Origin of the sequence: Microlunatus flavus, from assembly GCF_900110855.1 — a bacterium.
Taxonomy (GTDB): Bacteria; Actinomycetota; Actinomycetes; order Propionibacteriales; family Propionibacteriaceae; genus Microlunatus; species Microlunatus flavus.
Genome location: NZ_FOFA01000003.1, coordinates 440,290 through 465,519, shown reverse-complemented (window position 1 = coordinate 465,519; position 25,230 = coordinate 440,290). Strand labels below are relative to the sequence as shown.

Here is a 25,230-nt window from a genome sequence, read left to right as displayed (position 1 = left end):
CGGCTCCCGCGTCGCGCGTCACGTCAGCTCGCCCTGCCGGCGGCGGACGAGCCCGCGGACCTGCTCCGCGCGGTGCCGCACGCCCCAGGCCGTCGTGAGCAGCAGCGCCTCGACGACGATGCGCTGGCTCATCTTGGAGTCGCCGTACTGGCGCTCGACGAAGGTGATGGGGACCTCGACGACGCGGAAGCCCGCCTTGAGCGCCCGCCACACGAGATCGACCTGGAAGCAGTACCCGGCCGAGGCCACGTCGTCGAGCCCGATGCCGAGGAGGGTGGCCCGGTCGAAGACCCGGAAGCCGCCCGTCGCGTCCTTGAGCGGCACGCCCAGCGCGACCCGCGTCCACAGGTTGCCGCCGCGCGACAGCACCTCGCGCGACTTCGGCCAGTTCACCACGCGGCCGCCGCGGACCCAGCGCGAGCCGAGCACGAGGTCGGCCTTGCGCGCGTTCTTGGGCCCGAGCGCGTCGAGGAGCTTGGGCAGCTGCTCGGGCTGGTGCGAGCCGTCGGCGTCCATCTCGACGAGGACGTCGTAGCCGCGCTCGAGGCCCCACTGGAAGCCGGCGAGGTACGCGGCGCCCAGGCCCTCCTTGCCGAGCCGGTGCAGGACGTGGACGCTGGGGTCGCGCGAGGCGATGGCGTCCGCCATCAGGCCGGTGCCGTCGGGCGAGTTGTCGTCGGCGACCAGCACCTCCGCGGACGGCACCGAGCGACGCAGCCGGCCGACGATCGTGTCGATGTTCTCCGACTCGTTGTAGGTCGGGATGATCACGAGCACCCGCCCGGGGCCGGCTCCGGCGCTCGGGGTGCTGGTGGACGTGGGCTCGGTCAACGGATCGGCTCTTTCGTCGAGGTCTTCGTGGCGGGAGGCGCGGCGGCAGCGGTCCCGCTGGACCCACCATTCTGGCGCACGGTCGAGCGCCGGGCGATCGCCACGACGACGGCGGCCAGCGCGAGCAGGCTCAGCCCGCGCGCCGGCCAGGGCCCGGCGATCACCGCGGGGGTGAGGGCGGAGCGCAGCGGCATGGGCTCGACGAGGCTCGCCGCGGTGAACTCCGACGTCCGCCGCACGACATGGCCGTCGCGGTCGATGAAGCCCGACACGCTGTTGGTGGTCGCCACCGCGATCTCGCGCCGGGCCTCCATCGCCCGGACGCGCGTGATGGCGAACTGCTGCTCGATCTGGCCCGTGCCGCCGTACGTGGCGTTGTTGCTCTGCACGACCAGCACCTGGGCACCGTTCGTCAGGGTGTCGTGGACCGTGCCGTCGTAGGCGAGCTCGAAGCAGATCACGTCGCCCACGGTGAGCGTGCGCCCGCCGAGCGGCACGCGGAGCACCCCGGGCTGGGTGCCGGGCACGGACTGGGCGCCGACCTCGCGCAGGATCGGGACCAGCGGCAGGAGCTGCGCGCGGAACGGGATCCACTCGCCGAACGGGACGAGGTTGCGCTTGTGGTAGGTCGCGAGGACGCCGCGCAGCGGGTCCCACCAGAGCGCCGTGGTCTGGCGCTCGTCGGGTCCCGGGCCCTCGGTGACGGCCCCGACGAGGATCGGGACGCCCGCCACTGCCGCCGCCCCGGCGACCGTCTGGCGCGTCACGGGGTCGAGCAGCGGGTCGATGTCCGTCGAGTTCTCGGGCCACAGCAGGAAGTCGGGCTCGGGGACCTGGCCGAGACGGGCGCGGGCCATCAGCTCGACGCTCTCGGAGAGGTGGTTGTTCGTCACGGTCCGGGCCCGTCCGAGGGCCTCGATCCCCCGGCCGGGGACGTTGCCCTGGACGATCCCGACCTCGACCGAGCCCTCCCGGCCGGCCAGCGGCTCCACCTGGAACGAGCGCAGGCCCACCCCGGCCACGCCGACCGCGGCGAGGAGGAGGACCGCCGGCACCGCCCGGGGGAAGGGTCGGGGCTCGCGCCCGCGGACGAGCACGACCAGCCAGGCCACGACCTGCCCCACGAGGGCGACCAGGAAGCTCACGCCGGCCACCCCGACCACCGGGAACCAGCCGTTGAGGGGCGTGTCGACCGCCGCGTACGCCAGCCGCGTCCAGCCGAACCCGCCGAACGGGAACGACGAGTAGGCCAGCTCAGCCGCCACCCAGCAGGCCGCGGCCCAGACGGGCCAGCCGCGCAGGCGCGTGACGAGCGACAGCGCGACACCGAGGAGGCCGAGGTAGAGCGCCATGAAGGCGACGAGGACCGCAGCGACCCACCAGCCCAGCACGTGCACCCAGCTGATGGACACGGCCAGCATCCCGAAGCCGAAGGCGTAGCCGAGCCCGAAGGCGCGTCGCGCCCGCTGGCCGCGGGCGAGCAGGGTGAGGGCGGGCACCCCGACCAGGAGCAGGGGCCAGACGGCGTACGGCTGCCAGGCGAGGCCGAGCGCGACACCCGAGGCCCCGGCCACCAGGACCCCGATCCCCCTCCGCACGCTGCGAGGGTACCGGGGCGCGCCGACGGTTCCGCCCGGGCGACGCGCGCGCGGCTCGTCCCAGGAACTCAGACGCCGGCGAGGAGGGCGTCGGGGTCATGGACGACGCGACCGTCGACCACGGTGGCCGCGCAGCGGGGCAGCGCCTCGCCCTCGCCGAGGGCGGGCAGACCGCTCCGGTCCAGCGCGCCAGGCCCGAGGTCCCAGACCGCGAGGTGCGCCGGGGCACCGACCGTGAGGGTGCCCGAGCGGTCGTCGCCGGCGGCGACGTGGCCGCCGACGGTCGCGCAGCGGAAGGCCTCGGCGGCGCGCATCCGCTCGGCGGGGCGGCGGTGGTTCACGGCGTCGCGCACCATCGCCCAGCCCGCCACCGGGGTCACGGGCGCGTCGGTCCCGAAGGCGACCGGGACGCGGGCGTGGAGCATCGAGGCGAAGGGGTTCATGGTGGCGGCGCGGACGCCGACCCGCTGCTCGTAGAGCTCGTCGGCCCCGCCCCACGCCGCGTCGAACGCGGGCTGGACACTGGCGGTGACGCCGAGGCGCGCGAGCACCGGGAGGTCGGCCGCACCGACCATCTCGACGTGCTCGAGGCGGTGGCGCGCGGCACGGACCCGCTCCTCGCCGAGCTCGTGGGCCACCCGGCGCAGCCCCTCCACGGCGGCGGAGACACCCGCGTCCCCGATGCAGTGGAAGCCGCCGCTCACCCCGCGCTCGGTGCACGCGTGCAGGTGGGCGGTCACCGCGTCGGCGTCGAGGTAGAGCGCGCCCCGGCCCGGGCCGTCGCTGTAGTCGTCGTCGAGGGCGGCCGTGCGCGAGCCGATGGCGCCGTCGACGCAGAGGTCGCCCGCGAGCCCGCGGGCACCGACCTCGGCCATCCGGGCGAAGGCGTCCTCGCCCGCCTGCTCGCCCCAGTAGGTGACGACGCGCAGCCCCAGGCCGCGCCCGGCGTCGGCCACCCGGGTGAGGTCGGCCAGCGGACCGAGGTGCGGACCGCCGAGCTCGTGCACCTCGCCCACCCCGAGGGCCGCGGCCTCCTCGAGGACGCTGCGGGCCGCGGCCCGCCGCTCGGCGTCGGTCGTGAGGGTGTCGAGCCGGCCGCGGCAGGCGTGGTGGGCGTCCTGGGCGAGCAGGCCGTCCGGCCGGTAGCCGGTGAGACCCTCCACCCCGGGCAGCACCGCGAGCAGGGCGGTGGAGACGACCGCGGAGTGCACGTCCACCCGTGCCAGGTAGACAGGGCGCCCGCCACCGGCCTCGTCCAGCTCCTCGCGGGTCGGGGGCCGGCCCTCGGGCCACGACCGGTCGTCCCAGCCCTGGCCGAGGACCACGCTGCGTCGGGGATTGGCGGCGACGTAGACGCGGACCCGGTTCAGCAGCTCGGCGAGCGAGGCCACCCCGTGCAGCTCGACCCCCGCGGTCACGAGCCCGCCCTGCACCGCGTGCAGGTGGGCGTCGACGAAGGCCGGCGTCACCAGCCGCCCGTCGAGGTCGACGACCGCGCCACCGGGGTCGGCGGCTAGCACCTCGTCGCGCGACCCGACCGCCACGACGACCCCGTCGCGCACCGCCACCGCCTCGACCGGCGCACGTCCGGGGACGACCACGGTCCCGCCCAGGAGGATCACGCGCCCAAGAGTGCCAGGCGAGACGCTTCCCGCTCGTCTCCGAGCCCCAGCAACGCCGAGCGTCCGGCAGAGGACGCGTACGCCAACCCGTTCCGGGCCCTTCGACAAGCTCAGGGAGCGTGGCCGGGTGCCCTTCGACAAGCTCAGGGAGCGTTCCTCAGCGTGTCGGGAGCGTGCCCCGACCACCGCCGAGCGACGCGCCGCCGCCTGGACGACTGGATCGTGGCGACGCCGCCGATCTCAAAAGGCGAGCGTCGCAGGAAGCAGCGGCGTCGTCGCGAGGAAGGAGGAAGGCGGCGGGTTCAAGCGTCGCGAGCGTCGGAGCGAAGCGGAGACCATGACACGGGCGCCCGGTCCTCGTACGGGATCGACAGCACGGTCGTCGTGTGGGTCGAGACGCCGGCGTCGGCGCGGATGCGGGCGAGGAGGGCCTCGAGGTCGCTCATGGTGGAGACCTGGACCTTGAGCAGGTAGCTGGGCTCGCCGGCGACGGAGTAGCAGGAGACGACCTCGGCGAGGTGCGAGAGGCGCTCGGGCGCGTCGTCGTTGGCGCTCGGGTCGAAGGGCTTGATCGCGACGAAGGCGGTGACCTGCAGCCCGAGCTCGGCGGGCTCGAGGACGGCGCGGTAGCCCTTGATGACGCCGCGCTGCTCCAGGCGCCGCACGCGCTGCTGGGCGGCCGACGTGGAGAGGCCGGTCTCCTTGCCGATGTCGGTGTAGGACATCCGGCCGTCCTTGGCCAGCAGCGCGAGGATGCGCTGGTCCAGCTGCTCCATGGCCGCATCGTGCCAGGATCAGTCCCGTGCGGACGCGAAAAATCCTGCTTTTGGACACGGCCTCGCTGTATTTCCGCGCCTTCTACGGCGTGCCCGACTCCCTGCGTTCCCCCGACGGCCTCCCGGTCAACGCGGTCCGGGGGCTGCTCGACTTCGTCGCGCGGCTGGTCGACCTCTACTCGCCCACCCATCTGGCGTGCTGCTGGGACAACGACTGGCGCCCGGCCTGGCGGGTGGCGCTACTTCCTTCGTACAAGGCGCACCGCGTGGCCGGGTCGCCGGAGGTGCCCGCGGGGTCGACCAGCACCATCAAGGAGATGGCGTCCTCCCCCGGCACCAAGGGCGAGTCCGCGCCCGACGACCTCGCCGTCCAGGTGCCGTGGATCCGCGAGGTGCTGACGGCGCTCGGGATCCGGATGGTCGGCCACGACGGCTACGAGGCCGACGACGTCATCGGAACCCTCGCGACCACGCTCCCGATGCCCGTCGACGTCGTGACCGGCGACCGCGACCTCTTCCAGGTGGTCGACGACGCCCGCCAGGTGCGCGTGCTCTACATCGCCCGCGGCGTCGGCAACCACGAGCAGGTCGACGACGCCTGGGTGCGGGGGCGCTACGGCGTCCCGGCCTCGGCGTACGTGGACTTCGCGACGCTGCGCGGCGACGCCTCCGACGGCCTGCCCGGCGTGCCCGGGGTGGGCGACAAGACCGCGGCCAGCCTCATCGCCTCGTACGGCGACCTCGACGGGATCCTCCGGGCCGCGAGCGAGCAGGGCACCCGGATCAGCCCCTCGGTGCGGGCCAAGCTGCACGCGGCGATCGACTACCTGGCCGTCGCGCCGGAGGTCGTCGCCGTGGCCCGGGACCTCGACCTGGGCGTCGCGCCCGACGACCTCGTGCTGCCGACCGCCCCGGTCGACCCGGAGATGTTCACGGCGCTGACGGAGCGTCTCGGCCTCGGCACCAGCGCCACCCGCGTCCTCGCGGCCCTGGCGAAGGACTGACGCCGCCGTCCGCGGTCCACGGTTCCGACGGGCCCCGACGATAGGGTCGGGGCGGTGGACAGGTTGCGGAACGTCGCCGTCGTGCTCGCGGGGGGCACCGGCACCCGGGTCGGGCTGAACATCCCCAAGCAGCTCATCAAGATCGCCGGCAAGCCGATCATCGAGCACACCATCGCCGCCATGCAGGCCTCGCCGCTGGTCGACGAGATCCTCGTGCTGATGACGCCCGGCTACCTCGACGACGTGCGGGCGATCGTGCGCAAGGGCGGCTACGACAAGGTGAGCCAGATCCTCGAGGGCGCCGGCACCCGCAACGACACCACCGCGACCGCGCTCGCCGCCCTGGGCGACGAGGAGTGCAACGTGCTCCTCCACGACGCCGTGCGCCCGCTCGTCTCGCAGACGATCATCGCCGCCAACGTCGAGGCCCTGCAGACCCACGAGGCGGTCGACACCGCGATCCCCTCGGCCGACACGGTCATCTCCGTCGACGCCGAGCAGGGCAACATCGCCGACGTCCTGCCGCGCCACCTGCTGCGCCGCGGCCAGACGCCGCAGAGCTTCCGGCTGTCGACGATCCGCGCCGCGTACGCCAACGCGGCGAAGGACCCGGATTTCAGCGCCACCGACGACTGCACCGTCGTGCTGCGCTACCTGCCCGAGGTGCCGGTCGCCGTCGTCGCCGGGCACGAGCGCAACATGAAGGTCACCGAGCCGATCGACGTCTACATCGCCGACAAGCTCTTCCAGCTGACCTCCGCCGACGTCCCCGCGCCCCTGGACGACGAGGCCTACCGGGCACGGCTGGACGGCCGCACGCTGGTCGTCTTCGGCGGCTCGTACGGCATCGGCGGCGACATCGCGGCGCTGGCGGAGTCGTACGGCGCGTCCGTGCGGAGCTTCTCGCGCTCGACCACCGGCACGCACGTCGAGCGCCGGGCCGACATCGCCGAGGCCGCGCGGACGGTGCTGGAGGAGACCGGGCGCATCGACTTCGTCGTCAACACGGCCGGTGTGCTGCCGCGGGGTGAGCTCACCGAGCTGACCGAGGAGACGATCTACGCCTCCACCGACGTCAACTACCTGGCGCCGGTGTTCGTCGCGCAGGAGTTCTTCCCGCACCTCGCGGCGGCGAAGGGCTCGCTGCTGCTGTTCACGTCGTCGTCCTACACCCGCGGGCGCTCGGGCTACTCGCTCTACTCCTCGGCCAAGGCCGCGGTCGTGAACCTCACCCAGGCGCTCGCCGACGAGTGGGCCGGCGACGGGGTGCGCGTGAACTGCATCAACCCCGAGCGCACCGGCACCCCGATGCGGACCAAGGCGTTCGGGGAGGAGCCGGCGGGCACGCTGCTGTCGTCGGAGGAGGTCGCCCGCCAATCGCTGGACGTGCTGCTCTCGGGCCAGACCGGGCACGTGATCGACATCCGCCGGGCCGACGGTCCCGCGGCCATCGCCAACGGCTGACCCCGCGCCGCGTCCGCGCGGGCGGCACGGGCGGCACGGGCGGGCTTCCTCACCTCGAGGTGCATCGCCGGGGAATACGACGTGAGGTTCACCGGTTCGCCCCCTACGTGCTGAGTGAGGGGTTCCGACGCCGGGTCATCGACCTGTGCCGTCTCGAGCTGGCGGGCTGTCGCGCGCCGCGGCGCTGACGCGCACCACCCCTGCTCGCCCCACCCCCACCCACACGCACTCACTCCCTACGAGGTCCTTCCGTGTCTTCTTCCTCCACTGAGGCCGCTGAGACCGCGCCCGCGAGGCGCGGCCTCCGGCTCCCGTTCTGGGCCCAGGTCCTGCTCGGCCTCGCCGTCGGTCTCGCGCTCGGCTTCGTCGCCCGCGAGGGCCAGGTCGGCTGGCTCGCCACCACCCTCAAGACCGTCGGCAGCACGTTCGTCCAGCTGCTCCAGGTCGTCGTCGTGCCGCTGGTGCTGACGGCGATCATCGTCAGCATCGCCAACCTGCGCCAGGTGACCAACGCGGCCCGGCTGGCCGTGCAGACCCTCGTCTGGTTCGCCATCACCGCCCTGATCGCGGTCACGATCGGCATCGTCATCGGCCTGGTGACCAACCCGGGCTCGCGCGCCAGCATCACGACGGCCGGCGCCCAGGCCCCCGCGCACACCGGGTCCTGGCTCGACTTCCTCACCTCGATCGTCCCCGCCAACGTCCTGGGCCTGACGTCCTCGACGAGCGGCCTGTCGTTCAACGTCCTGCAGCTGGTCGTGCTCGGCATCGTCATCGGCGCGGCGTCGCTGGCGGTCGGCGAGCCGGCCGAGCCGTTCCTCGGCGTCGTGCGCGGCGCGCTGGCGGTCTTCCAGAAGATCACCTGGTGGGTCATCCGCCTCGCGCCGATCGGCACGGCGGGCCTGATCGGCCGGGCCGTCGCCCAGTACGGCTGGGACCTCGTCGCCCCGCTCGCCGTCTTCACCGTCGACGTCTACGTCGGCTGCGCGATCGTGCTCTTCGTCGTCTACCCGCTGCTGGCCCGTGCGCACGGCCTGAGCCCGCGGCGCTTCTTCGCCGGCGCGTGGCCCGCGATCCAGTTCGCCTTCGTCTCGCGCAGCTCGGTCGGCACCCTGCCGCTGACGCAGCGGGTCGTCACCAAGAACCTCGGCGTCTCGGAGGACTACGCCTCCTTCGCCGTCCCGATCGGCGCGACGACCAAGATGGACGGCTGCGCCGCGATCTACCCCGCGCTCGCGGCGATCACGGTGGCGCAGCTCTTCGGGATCCCGCTCGGGCTCACCGACTACCTGCTCATCGCCTTCGTCTCGGTCGTCGGTTCCGCGGCCACGGCCGGCATCACCGGCGCGGTCGTCATGCTCACGCTGACGCTGTCCACCCTGGGCCTGCCGCTCGAGGGCGTCGGCCTGCTGCTGGCCATCGACCCGATCCTCGACATGATGCGGACCGCGACGAACGTCGCCGGCCAGGCCCTCGTGCCGACCATCGTGGCCAAGCGCAACGGGCTGATCGACCTCGACGTCTACAACGGCGCCAAGGTCTCCTCGATCGACGAGGAGCGTCCGGAGCCCGCGCTCGTGCACGCCTGAGCCCAGCGCCCGTCCGCGGCCCCGTCACGAGGCGTCCCTCCGCACCGGAGGGGCGCCTCGTGCGCGTCCTACCCCTCGACGCTCACGGCACGTCCTCACCGTCGGAGGCGCCCGTGGGGTCGAGGGCGTCGTCCGCGGTGGCCGCGGCCAGCCCGGGCCCGACCTTCGGGTAGGCCTCCGTCGGCTCCACCGACCCGGCCCACGCACCCGGGGCGAGGTCGGCGTGGTCGGCCTCGAGCTTGATCACGTGCAGGACGGCGTTGATCAGCGCCAGGTGCGTGAAGGCCTGCGGGAAGTTGCCGAGGTGCTGCCCCGAGTGCGCGTCGATCTCCTCGGCGTAGAGCGCCAGCGGACCGGCGAAGGACAGCAGGCGGGCGCACAGCTTGCGGGCCCGGTCGTACTCCCCGATCTCGCACAGCGCCGACACCAGCCAGAAGGAGCAGATGGTGAAGCTGCCCTCCTCGCCGCTGAACCCGTCGTCGGTCTCCTCCACCTTGTAGCGCAGCACGAGCCCGTTGACCGTGAGCTCGTCGGCGACCGCCAGCACGGTGGCCCGGATGATCGGGTCCTCCGGTGGGAGGAAGCGCACGAGCGGCGCGAGCAGCAGCGACGCGTCGAGGGCGGTCGTGCCGTAGTGCTGGGTCAGGACCCCGCGCTCGTCGACGCCGTTGGCGAGGATGTCCTCCTTGATCTCCTGGGCGGCGAGCTCCCACTCGTCGGCCTTGCCGACCTCACCGGTCATGCGGGCGATCTTGGCGCCGCGGTCGACCGCGACCCAGCACATGATCTTGGACGACGTGAAGTGCTGAAGCTGGCCGCGCACCTCCCAGATGCCCGCGTCGGGGTCGCGCCAGTACTTCAGCGCCTCGCCGACCTGGGCGTCGAGGATCCCCCAGATGCGGTTGTCGAGGTGGTCGGCGGCCTTGAAGTGCAGGTAGACCGAGTCGAGCAGCGCGCCCCACACGTCGTGCTGGCGCTGGGCGTACGCGGCGTTGCCGATCCGGACCGGGCGCGACCCGGCGTAGCCGCCGAGCCAGTCGAGCTCGCGCTCGGTGAGCTCCTTCTCCCCGCCGATGCCGTACATGATCTGGATGTCCTGCTGGTCGGCCACCAGGTCGGCGATGAAGGAGAAGAAGTCGACCGCCTCCCAGTCGAAGCCCAGGGAGTAGAGCCCCCACAGGGCGAACGTGGCGTCGCGGATCCAGGTGTAGCGGTAGTCGTAGTTGCGGTTGCCGCCGGGCGTCTCGGGCAGCGACGTCGAGCCGGCCGCGGCGATGGCGCCGGTCGGGGCGTACGTCAGCCCCTTGAGCGTCAGCGCGGACCGCTGCAGGTAGCCGCGCCAGGGGTGGTCGGGGAACCGTCCCCGCGCCAGCCAGTGCTGCCAGTGGTGGGCCGTCCAGACGACCTTCTGGTAGGCCTCCTCGTACGTCGTCGGCGGCACCGCGCCGCCCCAGGAGAGGCACACGAAGCGGGTGTCGCCCTGCTTGAGCAGCGTCCGGGCGCTCGCCTGCCCGCCCTCGAAGCCGATCTTGAGGTCGCTGGTGAGGGTGACCGGCGGCGCGTCGGCGCCGTCGGTCGCGGTGCCCGAGTAGTAGCTGTCGCCGTTGTACTCCCAGCGCGCGTGGTCGCGGCCGTAGCCGAAGACCGGTTCGCAGTCCATGACCGTCTGCACCTCGCCCGAGACGCAGCGGATGGTGCGCACGAGCATGTGCTCGGCCTCGTAGTCGTTGGGGGTGCGCCGGTAGGTGCGCGACCGGTCGCCCTCGTGGTGCCAGGGCCCGATGACGAGGGCGTCGCGGACGATGATCCAGCCCGTCGGGGTTCCCCAGCTCGTCTCGATGATCATCGTGCCGGGCAGGTAGCGCATCTCGGCCGGGACGAGCACGTCGTCGGGGGCGACCCGGAACGCTCCGGCCCCCCGCCCGAGGATCCGCCCGAACACGCTCGGCGCGTCGAAGCGCGGCACGCACATCCACTCGATCGCCCCGTTGGGCGAGAGCAGGGCCGAGACCTCGCCGTCGCTCAGGAACCCGTAGTCGCCGATCGGCGTGGACCGGACGACCGCTCCCGGGCTGCCGAGCTGCTCGTGGTCACCTCGCGGCCGCGGGCGGCCCCCGCTCGTGTTCGCCATGGGGGAAGCATCCCGGTTCCATGATCACGTGACAAGGGCACCCCCGACGAGGGTCAGCCGGGGTCGGGCAGCTCGAGCGTCACCGGCCCGCGGCGCACGTTGTCCTCCGAGGTCCAGCTGACGATGACGCGCTGACCCCGGTCGTAGCGGCTGAGCCAGACGCTCATGGACTGGCCCGGCGCCAGCGTCGGGAGCACCTCGGACACGACGCTCTCGACCTGCCCCGGCAGCGCTCGGGGCGGCCAGGTCTCGATGCCCTCGGTGAAGGGCACCACGCTCACCAGCCCGCCGTTGCCACGGCCCACGTTCACCAGGGACCAGGTCTGGTCCTCGACGTGCTCCAGGGCGAACGCCGCGTCCGGGACACGCGCCTCGGCGTGTCGCCGTCGGCGGTCGGTGACGACCGCCAGCTGTCCACCCGCGAAACCCAAGCCGCTCGCCAGCACGGCGACGAGCAGGACGAGCCCCCACTCCACGCGCCCCCCTTGTGGCTCCAGCCGGGGAGGAAGCCTGCCCGGCAAGAGATGTAGTGGAGGAACAGTAGGAGCGCGAGACCCCGGTGACGAGGGTCGTCCCGGGGTCTCGGTGAATCTTCAACAACTGCTCAGACGACCCTTACCTGGCGGGTCGTCCGGCAGCCTCCTGCGGACGCCTGCTCAGGCGGACAGCCGGCGGCTGATGCCGATGACCCGGGTGACCAGGTGGTCGAGCGCGGTGTTGGTGACCTCGCCGACGGGGATGTCGTTGCCGCCGCCGGTGACGTGGCTGACGCCGTACGGGTTGCCGTCGACGAACTTGCTGCCGTCGGTGTAGCCCGGGGTCACGAGGATGCCGCCGAAGTGGATGATCGTCTGGTACAGCGCCATGAGGGTCGTCTCCTGGCCGCCGTGCAGCGTCTGGCTGGAGGTGAAGCCGGCGTAGACCTTGTCGGCGAGCTGGCCCTGGGCCCACTGGGCGCCGAGGCTGTCGATGAAGACCTTGAGGCGGCCGGCGATGTTGCCGTAGCGCGTCGGCGAGCCGAAGAGGACCACGTCGGCCCACACGATGTCGTCGGCGGTCGGGCGCTGGGGCTCGCCGGCGACGGCCTCGTCGTTGTCGCGGCCCACGGAGCGCAGCCGCACCTCGGCGCCCTGCGCCTCGGCGGACTGGGCGAGCCGGGCGGCCATCGTCGCGACGGTGCCGGTCTGGGAGTAGTAGATGATCGTGACCTTGGTGGTCATGGCGCCTCCTCGGGAGTAGTTGACGGCTCAACCATATCGGACACGGCGCTATTCCGCAGCCGCGACCGGCCCTGCCACGCGTGTCGCCAAAGTCGCCGACCCCGACGCCAGGCCGCGCGGCGGCGTGCGGGCCAGCCGGTCCTCCTCGCCCGGCCCCGCTGGTTCGTGTGCACCCGTCCCCGAGGCCTGCGCGGTCCTAGGTTTGGGGCCGTGCAGGTGCACCAGGCCCTCGTCGTCGGCGCGACCAGCGAGATCGGCGCGGCCGTGGCGACCGAGCTGTCGGCCAGGACCGACCGGATCACCCTCTGGGGCCGCGACGCCGAGCGGCTCCGCGCGGCGGCCGCCGGCTGCCGCTCGGCCCACGTGAGGACCCGCGAGGTCGACGTGAGCGACGACGCGGCGATGGCCACCGGCCTGGCCGCGCTCCGGGAGGACGGCCCGCTCGGCGTCGCGGTGTGGACGCCAGGCCTGTTCGACTGGGCCGACGGCCAGGACTCCGACCCGGCACGCTGGCGCGCCCTGGCCGAGGTCAACCTCACCGCGCCCGCCGTCTTCACGAGCCTGGTGCTGCCCGACCTCGTGGCCGCGGCCCCGTCCGCGCTGGTCTACCTCGGCTCGGGCGCCGGGCACGTCGCGTACCCCCACAACGCCGCGTACGTCGCCACCAAGCACGGGCTGACCGGCCTGGCGCGGGCGACCTACCTCGACGTGCGGGCCCACGGGGTCAAGGTGAGCCTGGTGTCGCCCGGCATGGTCGCCGCGGGCGGCTCGCTGCTGGCCCCGATGACCGACGAGCAGCGCGCGGCGCTGCTGCGGCCCGAGGACGTGGCGGCCGCCGTGGCCTTCGTCGTCGACTTCCCCGACCGCGGCTGCCCGACCGAGATCCACCTGCAGCCGCACCGGCTGCCCTGAGGGCCGCGGACGGGGCGAGCGGGGTAGGACAGAGGCGTGAGCATCAGCCTCGACCTGTCCGGCCGCACCGCCCTCGTCACGGGCTCGACGGGAGGCATCGGCCTCGCCATCGCGCACGGGCTCGGCCGCGCGGGCGCGCAGGTGCTGGTGAACGGGCGCGGCGCGGCACGGGTGGAGGAGGCCGTCGACCGGCTGGCGAAGGAGGTGCCGGAGGGCCGGTTCACCGGTGTGGCGGCCGACGTGACCGACGCGGACGCGGTCGAGCGGCTGGTCGCCGCCCACCCCGAGGTCGACGTCCTCGTGAACAACCTCGGCGTGTTCGGGGCGACCCCGGCGCTCGAGATCGACGACGACGAGTGGCGGCGCTACTTCGACGTGAACGTGCTGAGCGCCGTCCGCCTGACCCGCGCCTACCTGCCGCGCATGCAGGAGGCCGGCTGGGGCCGCGTCCTCAACATCGCCAGCGACTCGGCGGTCGTGATCCCGGCCGAGATGATCCACTACGGGACGAGCAAGGCGGCGCTGCTCGCCGCGTCGCGAGGGTTCGCGAAGGCCGCGGCGGGCACCGGCGTGACGGTCAACGCGGTCATCGCGGGACCCACCCACACCGGCGGGGTCGAGGACTTCGTCCACTCCCTCGTCGACCCCGGCCTCGGCTGGGAGGAGGCGCAGCGCGAGTTCATGCGAACCCACCGCCCGCAGTCGCTGCTGCAGCGCCTGATCGAGCCCGAGGAGATCGCCAACCTCGTCGTCTACCTCGCCTCCGACCTCGCCTCCGCCACCACGGGCGGCGCGCTCCGGGTCGACGGCGGCTACGTCGACTCGATCCTGCCGTGACCGTGGCGACGGGCCGCACGGCAGGATGCGGGCCATGAGCGAGCCGCAGCCGGAGGAGCACGCGCAGGCGCAGGGGCAGCCGGGTTGGCCGGCGCTCCCGGTCGTGGACTGGCAGGACACCCGCGACACGCTGCACCTGTGGACGCAGGTCGTCGGCAAGACCGCCCTCGCCCTCGCACCCCCGCTGAACCACTGGTGGGGCGTGACCCTCCGTCTCACCGCCTCCGGCCTGGCGACCCCGCTGCTGCCTCTCGACGGGCGCGGCCTCGAGGTCGCGATCGACCTGGTCGACCACGAGCTGCGCCTGGCCACCACGGACGGCCGGCGGCGCACGATGCGGCTGGAGCCGCGCAGCGTCGCGGACTTCTACGCCGAGTACCGCACCCACCTCGCCGACCTCGACGTCGACGTGCGCCTGGACCCGGTGCCCGTGGAGATCGCCGAGGTGACGCCGTTCGCGCAGGACACCGGGCACGCCTCGTACGACGCCGCCGCGGTGCGGTCGTTCTTCACCTCGCTCGTCTCGGCGGCCTCGGTGCTGGGGACGTTCCGCGCGGAGTTCCGCGGCAAGGCGAGCCCGGTGCACTTCTTCTGGGGCGCTTTCGACCTCGCCGTGACCCGCTTCTCGGGCCGGCCCGCTCCCGAGCACCCGGGCGGCGTCCCGAACTGCCCGGACCGGGTGATGCGCGAGGCGTACGACGCCGAGCTCGCGAGCTGCGGCTACTGGCCCGGCGGCCGCGACGAGGGCGCGTTCTACGCGTACGCCTACCCCGAGCCCGCCGGCTACGCCGACACCGTCCTCGCGACGCCGGACGCCGCGTACGACGGCGGCCTCGGCGAGTTCGTGCTCCCCTACGCGAGCGTGCGGGCCGCCGCCGACCCCGCGGCGACGCTGCTCGGGTTCCTGCGCGAGACCCACGCCGCCGCGGCCGGACTCGCGGGCTGGCCTCCCACCGCGTGAGCGCGGCCGCGTCTCACCGGCGCCCGGCCCGTCCGAGGAGCCTCCATACGATCGGTCCATGGCGCGGCTAACTTCTCCGGGCGCGGCCGTCGCCTCCCGCCGTGCTGCTGCCCCGAGGGGTGCGCTCCCCCGCCGCGACGACCTCGCGCTCGTCCTGCAGGGCCTGTGGTTCCGGCGCTGGGTGTCGCTGGCCGTGCTCGTGGTCGCCTCGCTGGTCGTCGGCGCTGCGGTGACCGGGCCGCTGTTCCTGCGCGCCGCCGGTGAGTCGGTGCTGCGCGACACCCTCGCCCAGGCCCTGCCGTCGGGTCGCGGCGTGGCCGACCACTACAGCGGCCCGGTCTCCGACGACCCCGTCCAGCGCGTCCTCGACCGGGACCAGGACAAGCTGGGCGAACGCCCCACCCTCGCCCGCCTGCTCACCGACCCGGTGGCCTCGCTGGAGACCCCTGTGCTGGTGGGAGCGGCCGGCGCGACGCCGGAGCCGGTCTCGCTGGTCTGGCGCGACGGCGTGTGCGCCCACGTCCGCATGGTCGGCGGAACCTGCGCGCAGTCGCCGGGCAGCGTCATGGCGACCGCGTCCACCGCCGGGCTCGAGGGCTGGACGGCGGGCGAGCGGCTGCGGGTCGGGACGCAGGACCTGGTGCTCGCCGGCACCTACGTGCCCCTCGACGTGGCCGGCGACTACTGGGCCGGGCACCCCTACTTCGTCGCGTACGCCGGGCCGGGCGGCCCCGCGTACCTCGGCCCGGACGCCTCGGGGCTGGACGCGCTGATCGGCCCGCGCAGCTCCGTCGAGGACCAGGGCCCCGACGCCTCGACCGAGGCCACCGTCGACCGGCACCTCGACCTCGACGCGATCCGGGTCACCGACCTGCCCGCGCTCACGGCCGAGGTGCTGACCTGGACGAGCCTGGACGGGAGCGGCGTCACCGGCGACACGGCCGCCACCGTGGTGCTGCAGCAGGCGGCCGCCGTCGTGGCCGCGCTGCGGCTGCCGGTCCTGGTCGTCGAGGCCCAGCTGCTGGTCCTGTGCTGGCTGGTGCTGTTCCTCGTCGTCGCGAACGCCGCCGAGGCGCGCGGCCCGGAGGTGGCGCTCGCCAAGCTGCGCGGGGTCCCCACCTCGACGACGGTCGCGATCGGCCTGCTGGACACGGTGCTGCTCGTGGTGGTCGCGGTGCCGCTGGGCTTCGGCCTGGCGTGGGGCTGGACGACCGCGCTCGCCCGGGCCCAGCTCGCCCCGGGCGTGCCCGTCGTCCTCACCGCGGCGACGGGCTGGGCGGCGGCCGGCGCGGGTGCGGGAGCCGCGGTCGCCGCCGTGCTCGCCACGTCCCGCACGCTGCGCCGCCCGGTCGTGGAGCAGTGGCGCCGCGCGACCCGCCGCGTCGCCGCCCGCTCGTGGGTCGTCGACGTCGTGGTGGTCGCGGTGGCCGTCGCCGGCCTCGTGGGCCTGCTCCGCCCGTCCGCCGCGTCCGGCCTCGGCGGAGCCGGAGGACCAGGTGCCCTCGCCCTCGTCGCCCCCAGCCTGGTCATCCTGGCCGCGGCCCTCGTCGGCTCGCGGGTGCTGCCCGGGCTGTGCCGGGCGGCGTACGGACCGACGCGGCGCCGCGGCCGGGTCGCGGCGCTCCTCGCCGTGCGCCAGCTGGGCCGACGCCCCGGCACGCTGCGGCTCGCGCTGCTGCTGACCGTCGCCTTCGGGCTCGTCGTGTTCGGCGTCGACGCCTGGTCGGTGGCCCGCGCGAACGCGCACGACCGGGCCTGGACGGAGGTCGGTGCCGCCGAGGTCCTGAGCGTCGGCGTCCCTCCGGGCACCGACCTGGCCGACGTGGTCGACCGCGTCGACCCCGGCGGGACGCAGCTGACCGCCGTCAGCACCGCCACCGACTTCACCCGCCTGCCGCCGGCCCTGCTGACCGCGGTGGAGCCGGACCGGTTCGCCCGGATCGCCTACTGGCGCTCCGACCTCGGACCGGCCCCGCTCGCCGAGCTCGCCGCCGGCCTCCGCGTCCCCGCCGCGCCGCCGGTGCTGCTCGAGGGCGACCGCCTGCGCGTCTCGGTGGACGTCACCGCGATGAACGCGCCGCAGCCGCTGCTGCTCGTGGCCGACGTCGTGCAGCCCAGCGCCCTCGGCGGAACCACCCCGGTCGTCCTGGGACCCATCGGCCCCGGTCGTCGCACGCTCGAGGCCGACCTGCCCTGCGCCGCGAAGACCTGCCGGCTGGCGGGCCTCGAGCTGCGGCGCGACCAGGGCTTGTTCGCCTTCCGCGGCAGCCTCACCCTCACGGGCCTGGAGGTGCGTGGCAGCGACGGCTGGCAGGACCTGCCGGCCGCGCTCGGCACCGACGGCGGGTGGCGGCCCGCCACCATCGGCGCCGGCGCCGCGACGTCCGGACCGGGCGGTACGACGCTCGCCGTCGAGGCCGGCCTGGCCGACGGGCCGTCCTGGCAGGTCGCGGACCATCCCGCGTCGCTGCCCGCCCTGGTCGGCGCCGGCCTGCCGACGGACAGCCGCAGCCGCAGCGCGGGCTTCGGCGCCAACGCGCTGCCGCTCGCTCCCGTGACGGTGGTCCCCTCGCTGCCCGGCGGCGGCGACCGGGGCGTCCTCGTCGACCGGACGAGCGCGTTGCGCGCGTCGGAGGGCTCGGTCTACCGCGACATCGAGACCGTGTGGGTGGCCCGGGGTGCGACGTCCAGCGCGTCGGCGCGGCTGACCGACGCCGGCGTCACCGTGCTCGCGACCACGTCGGCCTCGGAGCTGGCGCAGGTCTACGGGCGCCAGGGACCGGCGCTGGCCCTCCTGCTGTTCCTCGCCGGGTCCGGCCTGGCCGCCGTCCTCGCGGGCGGCGGTGCGGCGCTCACCCTGCACCTCAACGGGCGCCGGCGGACGTACGAGCTCGCGGCGATGGCCGCCCTCGGGCTGCGGCGCCGCACCCTGCTGGCGTCCCTCTTCCTCGAGCAGGGCGTCCTCGTGCTGTTCGGCCTGGTGGTCGGGACGGCGGCCGGGATCGCCGCCGCGACGCTCGCTCTGCCGGTCGTGCCGGAGTTCTCGGACGCACCGACCGCCCCGCCGCTGCGCTACGACCTCCAGGTCGGGCCGGTGCTGCTGAGCCTGGCCGTGGGTGTCGTCGTGCTCGCGCTGGCCGTCGTGGCCAGCTCCACCAGCCTCGTGCGGGCCGCCCACGTCGACCAGCTCCGCGAGGCACCCGCGTGAGCGCGGGACCGGTCGTGCGCTGCGAGGGCGTCACGCACGTCTACCCCGACACCGACGGCACCGAGGTCGTCGCCCTCGACGCGGTGGACCTCGAGGTCGCCCCGGGCCAGGCGGTCGCGCTCGTCGGCCCGTCCGGGTCCGGCAAGTCGACCCTCCTCACCGTCCTGGCCGGGCTCGTCCGCCCGACCGCCGGCCGCGTGAGCGTCGCCGGCACCGACCTGGGCGGCCTCACCGAACGGGCGCTGCTCGGCGTGCGGGCGCGCTCCCTCGGCATCGTGCTGCAGACCCCGGGGCGCAACCTGCTCCCGTACGCGTCCGCCCGGCGCAACGTGACCTTCGCGCAGCGGTCCGCGGGCGGGACCCGCGCCGAGCGGGGCCGGGAGGTCGACGGGCTGCTCGAGGCGGTGGGGCTGCTGCCGTGGGCGGGCACCGCGGCCCGGCACCTGTCCGGCGGCCAGCAGCAGCGCCTCGCCCTGGCCGTCGCCCTGGCCGGGGACCCGCCGCTGCTGCTCGCCGACGAACCGACCAGCCAGCTGGACCGCGCCACGGGCGAGGTGGTGCTGGAGCTGATGGTGCGGGCCCGCGAGGAGCGCGGGACCGCCCTCGTCGTCGTCACCCACGACCGCGAGGTCAGCCGGCGCCTGGACGTCGAGCACACCATCCACGACGGCCGGCTGACGAGCGGACCGGACCGTGGCTGACGGGCGGAGGGCGGTCGAGCTGTCCGCCCGCGACCTGCACGTGAGCCGCGGTGGGGTCGAGGTGCTGCGCGGCGTCGACCTGACCCTCCGCGGCGGCGAGCGGGTGGCGCTGACCGGGCCGTCCGGCTCCGGCAAGACGGTCCTGCTCACGGTGCTCGCGGGGTTCGCGGTGCCGGAGCGCGGCGCGGTCCTGCTCGACGGCCGCCCGCTCGTCGACCACGGACGCGGACTGCGGCCGCGGCTCGGAGTGGTGTTCCAGGGCTACGGGCTCGTCGCGCTGCTCACGGCGGCGGAGAACGTCGAGCTGCCCCTGCTCGCCGCCGGGTTGCCGACGGCGCAGGCCCGTGGGCGGGCCCGGGAGGCCCTGGACGCGGTCGGCCTCGGCGAACGTTCCGAGCACCTCGTCGAGGAGCTCTCCGGCGGCCAGCAGCAGCGCGCGGCCGTCGCCCGCGCGCTGGCGCTGCGTCCCGACGTGCTGCTCGCGGACGAACCGACCGCCGAGCAGGACGTCGCCCACCGGGCGGGCACGCTCGACGCGATCCTCGCCACGGCACGCACGGGCACGGCCGTCGTCCTCGCCACCCACGACCCCGACGTCGCCGCCCGCTGCGACAGCCGCGTCCACCTCGAGGCGGGTCTGCTTCGCCCCGCCTGACGTCCCTGCCGCTCCGCGGCCGCGGTTCGACCGCGAGAGAGGGCTACGCGCCAGGGTCGCCGGAGGGCAGCGGGACGGGGTCGGCGGACGGGGTGCCGAGCTGGGGCGTGCCGTCCGCCGCGAAGGTGATCGGCTGCGCGTAGACCTCGCGGTCGGCCCCGCAGCTGCCCTCGGGGTTGGTCACCGCGTGGTAGAGGATCCAGGTCTGCCGGCCGTCGGGCGAGGTGAAGAAGTTGTTGTGCCCGGTGCCGTAGAGCCCGCTCTCCTCGACCGGGGCGAAGACCGGCGCGGGCGACTTCGTCCAGGAACCGGCGTCGAGCAGGTCGGCCCCGGCGTCGGCGGTGAGCATCCCCAGCGCGTACTGCGGGGTCCAGCAGCCCGAGCCGGAGTAGGTGACGAACACCTTGCCGTCCCGCACCAGCACCGCCGGGCCCTCGTTGACGAGCACCCCGACCGAACCGGCGTGGGTCTCCCAGTCGAGCTCCGGCCGGGACAGCCGCAGGACCTTCCCCTGCACCGCCGTCGGGCTCGAGAGGCGGGCGAGGTAGAGGTCCTGCTCGCCGTTGGTGGCGCCCGGCCAGCCCGACCAGACGACGTACGAGGCGTCGCCGACCGCGAAGACGGTGGCGTCGATGGCCCACCGGTCCCCCGGCAGCCGCAGCCTGCCCTCGAACGTGTACGGCCCGGTGACGCTGTCGGCGGAGTAGACGTACGTCCGATGATTGACGTTGTCGCCGTCGTCGGCGGCCACGTAGACGTACCAGCGCCCGTCGATCTCGTGCACCTCAGGCGCCCACCACTCGCAGCAGGGCGAGCCGTCGCTGCCGCCGGCGATGATCTGCTGCTCCGGGGCCGTCGAGAGCGTGGCGAGCGAGCTCGCGCTGCGCATCGCCACCCCGTGGCCGTCGGTGGTCGAGAACACCTGGTGGTACTGGCCCTCGACCACGGTCACGAACGGGTCGGCACCTTGGCCGAGCACGGGGTTGTCCAGCATGGCGGCTCCTGCCGTCGTCGAGGAGGTGGAGGGGGACGCGCCGGGACCGCCCGACGCGCAGGCGGCGCCGAGCAGCAGCACGCCGAGCAGGACCGTCACCAGCCCCGGGAACCGCCCCGCCCGGCGCGCCGACGTCATCCCTTGAGCCCGCTGCGCGCGACGCCCTCGACGATGTTGCGCTGAGCGAGGATGAACAGCACGATCGCGGGGACGCTCGCGATCACGGCCCCCGCCATGACCACGGGGTAGTTGATCGTGAAGGCGCCCTGCAGGATCGACAGCCCGGCGGGCAGCGTCAGGTTCGACGGGCTGAACAGCACGAACACCGGCCAGAGGAAGTCGTTGTAGTTCGTGAGGAACGACAGGACCAGCAGCGTCGACAGGCCGGGCTTGGACAGCGGCAGGACGACGCGCACGAACGTCTGCCAGCGGTTCGCGCCGTCGATCTCGGCCGCCTCCTCGAGCTCCATGGGCAGGCTCGAGAAGAACTGCCGCAGGAAGAAGACCCCGAAGGCGCCGCCCGCGCTGGGCACGATGACCGCCCAGAGCGTGTCGAGCCAGCCCAGCGAGTTGACGATCAGGTAGTTCGGGATGAGGAAGACGAAGCCCGGGACGAAGAGCGTCGCGATGATCATGGCGAAGACGATCTTCTTGCCCGGGAAGTCGAGCCGGGCCAGCGCGTACGCGGCCAGGGCGGCGGTCGCCGTGACGATCACCGAGTTGGCCACGCCCGCGAGCAGGCTGTTGACGAACCACCGGATCACCGGCGTCTGGCTGCCCGTGTCGACCAGCGGCCGGTAGCCGTCGGCCGTCGCCGGGTGCGGGAACAGCTGCGGCGGGATCGAGGTGGCGCCGTCGGGCGTCTTGAACGACGTCAGGAACATCCACAGCAGCGGGCCGACGAAGACCGCCGTGAGGACGACCAGCAGCACCACGAACGTCACCCGGCTGAGCGGCGAGCTGCGCGGGCCGTGCCCGTGCCGCTGCGGCTCGAGGTTGTCGTCCGACCCCTGGGCGGTGGTCGAGGACGCGGGGAGGGCGGCGGTGCTCACGATTCGTCCTGTCGGTCACGGAAGACGCGGAAGATGATCAGGCTCAAGATCAGCAGCGCGACCGCCAGGACGTAGCTCATGGCCGCCGCCGCGCCCATCCGGAAGCTGCCGAGGCCCTCGGTGGCGATGTAGCCGATGACGGTGCGCGTCGAAGTGCCCGGCGCGCCGTGGGTCAGCAGCAGCTGCTGGCCGAACATGTTCGCCGAGGCCAGGATCGTCGTGGTGACCACGAACACGAGCACGGGCCGCAGGCCCGGCAGGGTGACGTTCCAGAACTGCTGGCCCCGGTTGGCGCCGTCCATCTCGGCCGCCTCGTAGAGCTCGCGGGGGATGTCGGTGAGGCCGGCGAGGTAGATCGTCGCGTTGAAGCCCAGCGTCCACCAGACCGTCATCCCGACGAGGCTGACCCACACCCACGGCAGGTCCGTGGTCCACGGGATGCTGCTGCCGAGGAGGTAGTTCACGACCCCGACATTCGGGTCGAGGAGGTAGCGGAAGAGCAGCCCGATGACCGCCACGCCCAGCACGTACGGCAGGAAGAAGACGGCGCGGAAGAACGTCCGCCCGGGGAACTTCCGGTTGAGCAGCACCGCGATGCCGAGCGGCAGGACGACCAGGCACGGGACGCTCAGCCCGGTGAAGATCCCCGTGGCGCCCATGCTCTGCCAGAAGTCGGCGAAGTCGCGCGAGCCCGGCGTGAAGAGGTCGACGTAGTTGGCGAGGCCGACCCAGGGCTTGAACGGCAGCACGAAGTCGTAGTCGTGCAGGCTGATCCAGATCCCGAAGACGGCCGGGGCGACGATGAAGCCGAGGAACAGGATCAGGTACGGCGCGAGGAACAGGTAGGCGGTCAGCGGGCGGGAGCGCCGCCCCGTCCGCGGCGCGGAGGCACGACGCGAACGCCGGGCGGCGGCGACCGGCGCCGCCGCCCCGCCGACCCGCGTCTCAGCGGTGACGGCCACGCGAGGTCCCCCCGTCGGCGGCGCGCGTCACGCGCCGTACTTCTTGAGGTTGTCCTGCAGGATCTGCGTCGCCCGCTTGGCGCTGTCGCTCAGCGCCTGCTGCGGCGAGGCCTTGCCGAGGACGGCGGAGTTGACCGCGTTGTAGAGCTCGGTCAGGGCGTCGCCGATGCCGGCGACGGCCGGCGGGAAGTGCACGTACGCCGCCTCGGGGGCGAGCGAGTACTCCTCCTTGAGCGCCTTGAACTCGGGGCTCTCGGCGACGCTCTTCTTGGCGGGGATCTTGCCGCTCGTGGCCCACTCGGCCGACTTCTGGCTCACCCAGTTGATGAAGTAGCGCGTCGCGTCGACCTTGTTCTGGTCGGGCTTGGTCTGGCGCAGCTGCACGAACTGGTGGCTGTTGCCCCAGACGCCCTGCTGGCTGCCGATCTGCGGGACCGGCCCCACACCCCAGTTGATCTTGTTCTGGGCCTTGAGGTCGTTGATCTGCCAGATGCCGTTCCAGTTGAACGCGTTCTTGCTGTTCTTGAAGGCGATGTAGTCCGCGTCCTGGCCGACGTTCTTGGGGCTGTAGCCCTGGTCGACCATGCCGACCATCCACTGCAGCGCCTCGACGGCCTGCGGGGAGTCGAAGGTCGCCTTGGTGACGCCGGCGTCGAAGGCGTCGCCGCCGAACTGCCACAGCAGCGACATGTAGGTGAAGGCGCCGGTGAACTGGAACGGCGAGACCCAGAAGCCCTGGGTGTCCTTGCCCTTGAGCTCGGCGAGCACGGACTCGTAGTCGGAGCGGTTCGTCGGCGGCTTCTCGGCGTCGATCCCGGCCTTGTCGAGGACGTCCTTGTTCCAGTACATCGCCAGCGGGTGGATGTCGAGGGGGATCCCGAAGCGCTGGCCCTTGTACGTGCCGCCCTGCCACACGGCGGGCGAGAAGTCGGACTCCTGCAGGCCCAGCGCGCTGGCCACCTGGTCGATCGGGACGATGACGTTGCGGGCGGCGTTCGTCGGGATGTCGTCGATGTGCATGCACGCGACGTCGGGGCCCTTGCCGGTGCTCACGGCCGCGGGGAGCTTCGTGAAGAAGTCCGCCCACTGGTAGATGTTCATCTCGACCTTGACGTTCGGCTTGGCCGCGTTGAACTCGTTGACGATCTTCTTGATCACGTCGCCGTCGCCGCCGGTGAAGCCGTTCCAGAACGACAGCGTCACGGCCGGCCCCGTGTAGTCCGCACCGCCCGAGCCGGTGTCGGGGGCGCCCGGCTGGCCGGCGGGGCTGTTCCCTCCTCCGCAGGCGGCGAGGGCGAGCCCGGCACCGCCGAGCACGAGGAAGCGCCGTCGGCTGAACCCGGCGGCGATGGCCGACAGCTGCGGGTCGACCCGCGCGGTCGACGTGAGGGGGGTGGTCGTCGTCATCGAGAACCTGCTTTCTGGGCGCCGTCCAGCGCGCTCCGGTTTACAGCGCTGGAAACAGTGGGGCAGACCATACGCCACAACCGGGGAGAACGTCGGGGAGGTCGGCCCGGACCGCTGCTAGCGTGCAGACGTGACGACGTCTCGGCCCGCTGCCCGGCTGGAGGACGTGGCCAAGCTGGCGGGGGTGTCGGCCAAGACGGTGTCGAACGTCGTCAACGAGTACGTGCACGTGCGACCGGCGACCCGCGAGCGCGTGCAGAACGCGATCGACATGCTCGGCTACCGCCCCAACGTCGTCGCCCGCAACCTCAAGAGCGGCCGTTCCGGGGTCATCGCGCTGGCCCTGCCCGAGCTGGACTCCCCCTACTTCGCCGAGCTGGCCCACCACGTCGTGCAGGCCGCGATGGAGCGGGGCTGGACCGTCCTGGTCGACGAGACCGGCCAGATCCAGGACTCGGGGCTGCGGGCGCGCGAGCGCAGCGCGGCCGGGGGCATCCGCCAGCACCTCATCGACGGGGTGATCCTCAACCCGCTGGCGCTCGACGAGGGCGACCTGACCCGGTACGGCTCGGTGCCGCTGGTGCTGCTCGGTGAGCGGCTCGGCTCCCACGTGGCCGACCACGTGGCCATCGACAACGCCGCGGCCGCCGCAGAGGCCACCCGGCACCTGCTCGAGACCGGGCGGCGCCGGATCGCCGTGGTCGGCTCGCAACCGCCGCCCTTCGGCCACACGGCGCGACTGCGGCTGCGCGGCTACCGCGACGCGTTGGCCGAGGCGGGGATCCGTTACGACGCGTCTCTCGTCGTGCCCGCCGAGGACTGGCGGCTGCCCGCCGGTCGCGCGGGCGTCGCACCCCTGCTCGCCCTGCCCGAGCCTCCCGACGCCGTCTTCGCCCTCAACGACGTGCTGGCCCTCGGCGTCCTGCGCGGCCTCGCCGACGCCGGCGTCCGGGTGCCCGAGGACGTGGCGGTGGTCGGCTTCGACGACGTCGAGCAGGCGCGCTACTCGGTGCCCGCGCTGACCACGGTGGCCCCGGACAAGGAGTCGGTGGCCCGCAGCGCGGTCGAGCAGCTGGCCCGCCGCCTGGACGCCGGGGACGCCTGGACCCCGCAGGAGATCACCATCGGCCACACCCTGGTGGTCCGCGAGTCCAGCGGCGGCTGAGCCCGCGCGGACCCGGCCCTCCTCCCGCCTCCCCGAGGTCAGCGGTGCCGGCGCTTGGCCCGTCCCGCAGTCCTTCCTCGACGCCGCGACCTCTCGACGAGGCCGCCCGGCGTCGCGGACGTCCACCTCGAGGGTGCGCGT

General features: G+C 73.7%; 21 protein-coding genes. 10 read left to right on the top strand and 11 right to left on the bottom strand.

The window, feature by feature from the left end; all coding sequences use genetic code 11:
- Positions 1-18: 18 nt before the first annotated feature.
- The 4 genes from BMY04_RS09885 to BMY04_RS09870 all read right to left on the bottom strand — a co-directional run bounded on the left by BMY04_RS09885 (position 19) and on the right by BMY04_RS09870 (position 4,827).
- On the bottom strand, positions 19-831 hold the full coding sequence (locus tag BMY04_RS09885) for a polyprenol monophosphomannose synthase (RefSeq protein WP_091179303.1): 813 nt from the start codon (positions 829-831) through the stop codon (positions 19-21).
- The gene (gene lnt / locus BMY04_RS09880; RefSeq protein ID WP_139209817.1) at positions 828-2,429 is read right to left on the bottom strand and encodes an apolipoprotein N-acyltransferase; all 1,602 of its coding nucleotides are present in this window, start codon (positions 2,427-2,429) and stop codon (positions 828-830) included. Before lnt ends, BMY04_RS09885 begins: the two co-directional genes overlap by 4 nt.
- Positions 2,430-2,497: 68 nt before the next feature.
- Positions 2,498-4,051 (bottom strand): amidohydrolase, encoded by a 1,554-nt coding sequence (locus tag BMY04_RS09875; protein ID WP_198410041.1) that lies wholly within the window; start codon positions 4,049-4,051, stop codon positions 2,498-2,500.
- A gap of 302 nt (positions 4,052-4,353) precedes the next feature.
- Entirely contained in the window at positions 4,354-4,827 is a 474-nt protein-coding gene (locus BMY04_RS09870; RefSeq protein ID WP_091179298.1) for an Lrp/AsnC family transcriptional regulator, read from the bottom strand.
- Between the two features lie 26 nt (positions 4,828-4,853).
- Here BMY04_RS09870 and BMY04_RS09865 point away from each other — a divergent pair, with 26 nt between their 5' ends.
- From BMY04_RS09865 to BMY04_RS09855, 3 genes are all read left to right on the top strand, one after another.
- Positions 4,854-5,831 (top strand): 5'-3' exonuclease, encoded by a 978-nt coding sequence (locus tag BMY04_RS09865; RefSeq protein WP_091179296.1) that lies wholly within the window; start codon positions 4,854-4,856, stop codon positions 5,829-5,831.
- A gap of 54 nt (positions 5,832-5,885) precedes the next feature.
- Positions 5,886-7,295 carry a bifunctional cytidylyltransferase/SDR family oxidoreductase gene (locus BMY04_RS09860; RefSeq protein WP_091179293.1) on the top strand — a complete coding sequence of 470 codons (1,410 nt, stop codon included), beginning with the start codon at positions 5,886-5,888 and terminating at the stop codon, positions 7,293-7,295.
- Between the two features lie 251 nt (positions 7,296-7,546).
- The gene (locus BMY04_RS09855) at positions 7,547-8,884 is read left to right on the top strand and encodes a dicarboxylate/amino acid:cation symporter (protein WP_091179291.1); all 1,338 of its coding nucleotides are present in this window, start codon (positions 7,547-7,549) and stop codon (positions 8,882-8,884) included.
- A gap of 82 nt (positions 8,885-8,966) precedes the next feature.
- On the opposite strand, the gene BMY04_RS09850 is transcribed toward BMY04_RS09855, so the two are convergent.
- The 3 genes from BMY04_RS09850 to BMY04_RS09840 form a co-directional block, all read right to left on the bottom strand.
- The gene (locus tag BMY04_RS09850; protein ID WP_091179289.1) at positions 8,967-11,015 is read right to left on the bottom strand and encodes a glycoside hydrolase family 15 protein; all 2,049 of its coding nucleotides are present in this window, start codon (positions 11,013-11,015) and stop codon (positions 8,967-8,969) included.
- A gap of 53 nt (positions 11,016-11,068) precedes the next feature.
- Complete coding sequence (locus tag BMY04_RS09845; RefSeq protein WP_091179288.1) at positions 11,069-11,491, bottom strand: hypothetical protein; 423 nt, start codon at positions 11,489-11,491, stop codon at positions 11,069-11,071.
- Between the two features lie 180 nt (positions 11,492-11,671).
- Positions 11,672-12,235, bottom strand: coding sequence for a flavodoxin family protein (locus tag BMY04_RS09840; RefSeq protein ID WP_091179286.1), 564 nt, complete (start codon positions 12,233-12,235; stop codon positions 11,672-11,674).
- Positions 12,236-12,445: 210 nt separating this feature from the next.
- On the opposite strand from BMY04_RS09840, the gene BMY04_RS09835 reads away from it, so the two are divergent.
- Genes BMY04_RS09835 through BMY04_RS09810 form a run of 6 tightly spaced genes read left to right on the top strand, consistent with a single transcriptional unit; the run spans position 12,446 to position 19,509 of the window.
- Positions 12,446-13,147: an SDR family NAD(P)-dependent oxidoreductase gene (locus BMY04_RS09835; RefSeq protein WP_170854069.1), complete on the top strand. Its 702-nt coding sequence runs from the start codon at positions 12,446-12,448 to the stop codon at positions 13,145-13,147.
- A 36-nt stretch (positions 13,148-13,183) separates the two neighbouring features.
- On the top strand, positions 13,184-13,984 hold the full coding sequence (locus BMY04_RS09830) for an SDR family NAD(P)-dependent oxidoreductase (protein WP_232506230.1): 801 nt from the start codon (positions 13,184-13,186) through the stop codon (positions 13,982-13,984).
- 34 nt (positions 13,985-14,018) lie between these two features.
- Positions 14,019-14,945, top strand: a complete 927-nt coding sequence (locus BMY04_RS09825; protein ID WP_091179281.1) for a DUF5996 family protein — start codon at positions 14,019-14,021, stop codon at positions 14,943-14,945.
- Between the two features lie 58 nt (positions 14,946-15,003).
- Entirely contained in the window at positions 15,004-18,153 is a 3,150-nt protein-coding gene (locus BMY04_RS09820; RefSeq protein WP_139209816.1) for an FtsX-like permease family protein, read from the top strand.
- Positions 18,150-18,854: an ABC transporter ATP-binding protein gene (locus BMY04_RS09815; RefSeq protein WP_091179278.1), complete on the top strand. Its 705-nt coding sequence runs from the start codon at positions 18,150-18,152 to the stop codon at positions 18,852-18,854. Before BMY04_RS09820 ends, BMY04_RS09815 begins: the two co-directional genes overlap by 4 nt.
- Positions 18,847-19,509, top strand: coding sequence for an ABC transporter ATP-binding protein (locus tag BMY04_RS09810; protein WP_198410040.1), 663 nt, complete (start codon positions 18,847-18,849; stop codon positions 19,507-19,509). The genes BMY04_RS09815 and BMY04_RS09810 overlap by 8 nt, the downstream gene beginning before the upstream one ends.
- 43 nt (positions 19,510-19,552) lie before the next feature.
- Here the strand turns inward: BMY04_RS09810 and BMY04_RS09805 are convergent, their stop codons facing one another.
- The 4 genes from BMY04_RS09805 to BMY04_RS09790 are packed head-to-tail and all read right to left on the bottom strand — an operon-like array spanning position 19,553 to position 23,924.
- Positions 19,553-20,641, bottom strand: coding sequence for a glycoside hydrolase family 43 protein (locus BMY04_RS09805; protein ID WP_091179276.1), 1,089 nt, complete (start codon positions 20,639-20,641; stop codon positions 19,553-19,555).
- On the bottom strand, positions 20,638-21,555 hold the full coding sequence (locus BMY04_RS09800) for a carbohydrate ABC transporter permease (RefSeq protein WP_232506228.1): 918 nt from the start codon (positions 21,553-21,555) through the stop codon (positions 20,638-20,640). Before BMY04_RS09800 ends, BMY04_RS09805 begins: the two co-directional genes overlap by 4 nt.
- Positions 21,552-22,517, bottom strand: a complete 966-nt coding sequence (locus tag BMY04_RS09795) for a carbohydrate ABC transporter permease (RefSeq protein ID WP_091179274.1) — start codon at positions 22,515-22,517, stop codon at positions 21,552-21,554. The genes BMY04_RS09800 and BMY04_RS09795 overlap by 4 nt, the downstream gene beginning before the upstream one ends.
- Before the next feature lie 27 nt (positions 22,518-22,544).
- Complete coding sequence (locus tag BMY04_RS09790) at positions 22,545-23,924, bottom strand: ABC transporter substrate-binding protein (RefSeq protein WP_091179273.1); 1,380 nt, start codon at positions 23,922-23,924, stop codon at positions 22,545-22,547.
- Between the two features lie 130 nt (positions 23,925-24,054).
- Here BMY04_RS09790 and BMY04_RS09785 point away from each other — a divergent pair, with 130 nt between their 5' ends.
- Complete coding sequence (locus BMY04_RS09785) at positions 24,055-25,089, top strand: LacI family DNA-binding transcriptional regulator (RefSeq protein WP_091179271.1); 1,035 nt, start codon at positions 24,055-24,057, stop codon at positions 25,087-25,089.
- Positions 25,090-25,230 lie beyond the last annotated feature (141 nt).

Bases quoted from the DNA above. Each gene is read 5' to 3' on its own strand.
- BMY04_RS09825 (WP_091179281.1), top strand. From the start codon at position 14,019: ATGAGCGAGCCGCAGCCGGAGGAGCACGCGCAGGCGCAGGGGCAGCCG.
- BMY04_RS09850 (WP_091179289.1), bottom strand. From the start codon at position 11,015: ATGGCGAACACGAGCGGGGGCCGCCCGCGGCCGCGAGGTGACCACGAG.
- BMY04_RS09870 (WP_091179298.1), bottom strand. From the start codon at position 4,827: ATGGAGCAGCTGGACCAGCGCATCCTCGCGCTGCTGGCCAAGGACGGC.
- BMY04_RS09790 (WP_091179273.1), bottom strand. From the start codon at position 23,924: ATGACGACGACCACCCCCCTCACGTCGACCGCGCGGGTCGACCCGCAG.
- BMY04_RS09820 (WP_139209816.1), top strand. From the start codon at position 15,004: ATGGCGCGGCTAACTTCTCCGGGCGCGGCCGTCGCCTCCCGCCGTGCT.
- BMY04_RS09805 (WP_091179276.1), bottom strand. From the start codon at position 20,641: ATGACGTCGGCGCGCCGGGCGGGGCGGTTCCCGGGGCTGGTGACGGTC.
- BMY04_RS09840 (WP_091179286.1), bottom strand. From the start codon at position 12,235: ATGACCACCAAGGTCACGATCATCTACTACTCCCAGACCGGCACCGTC.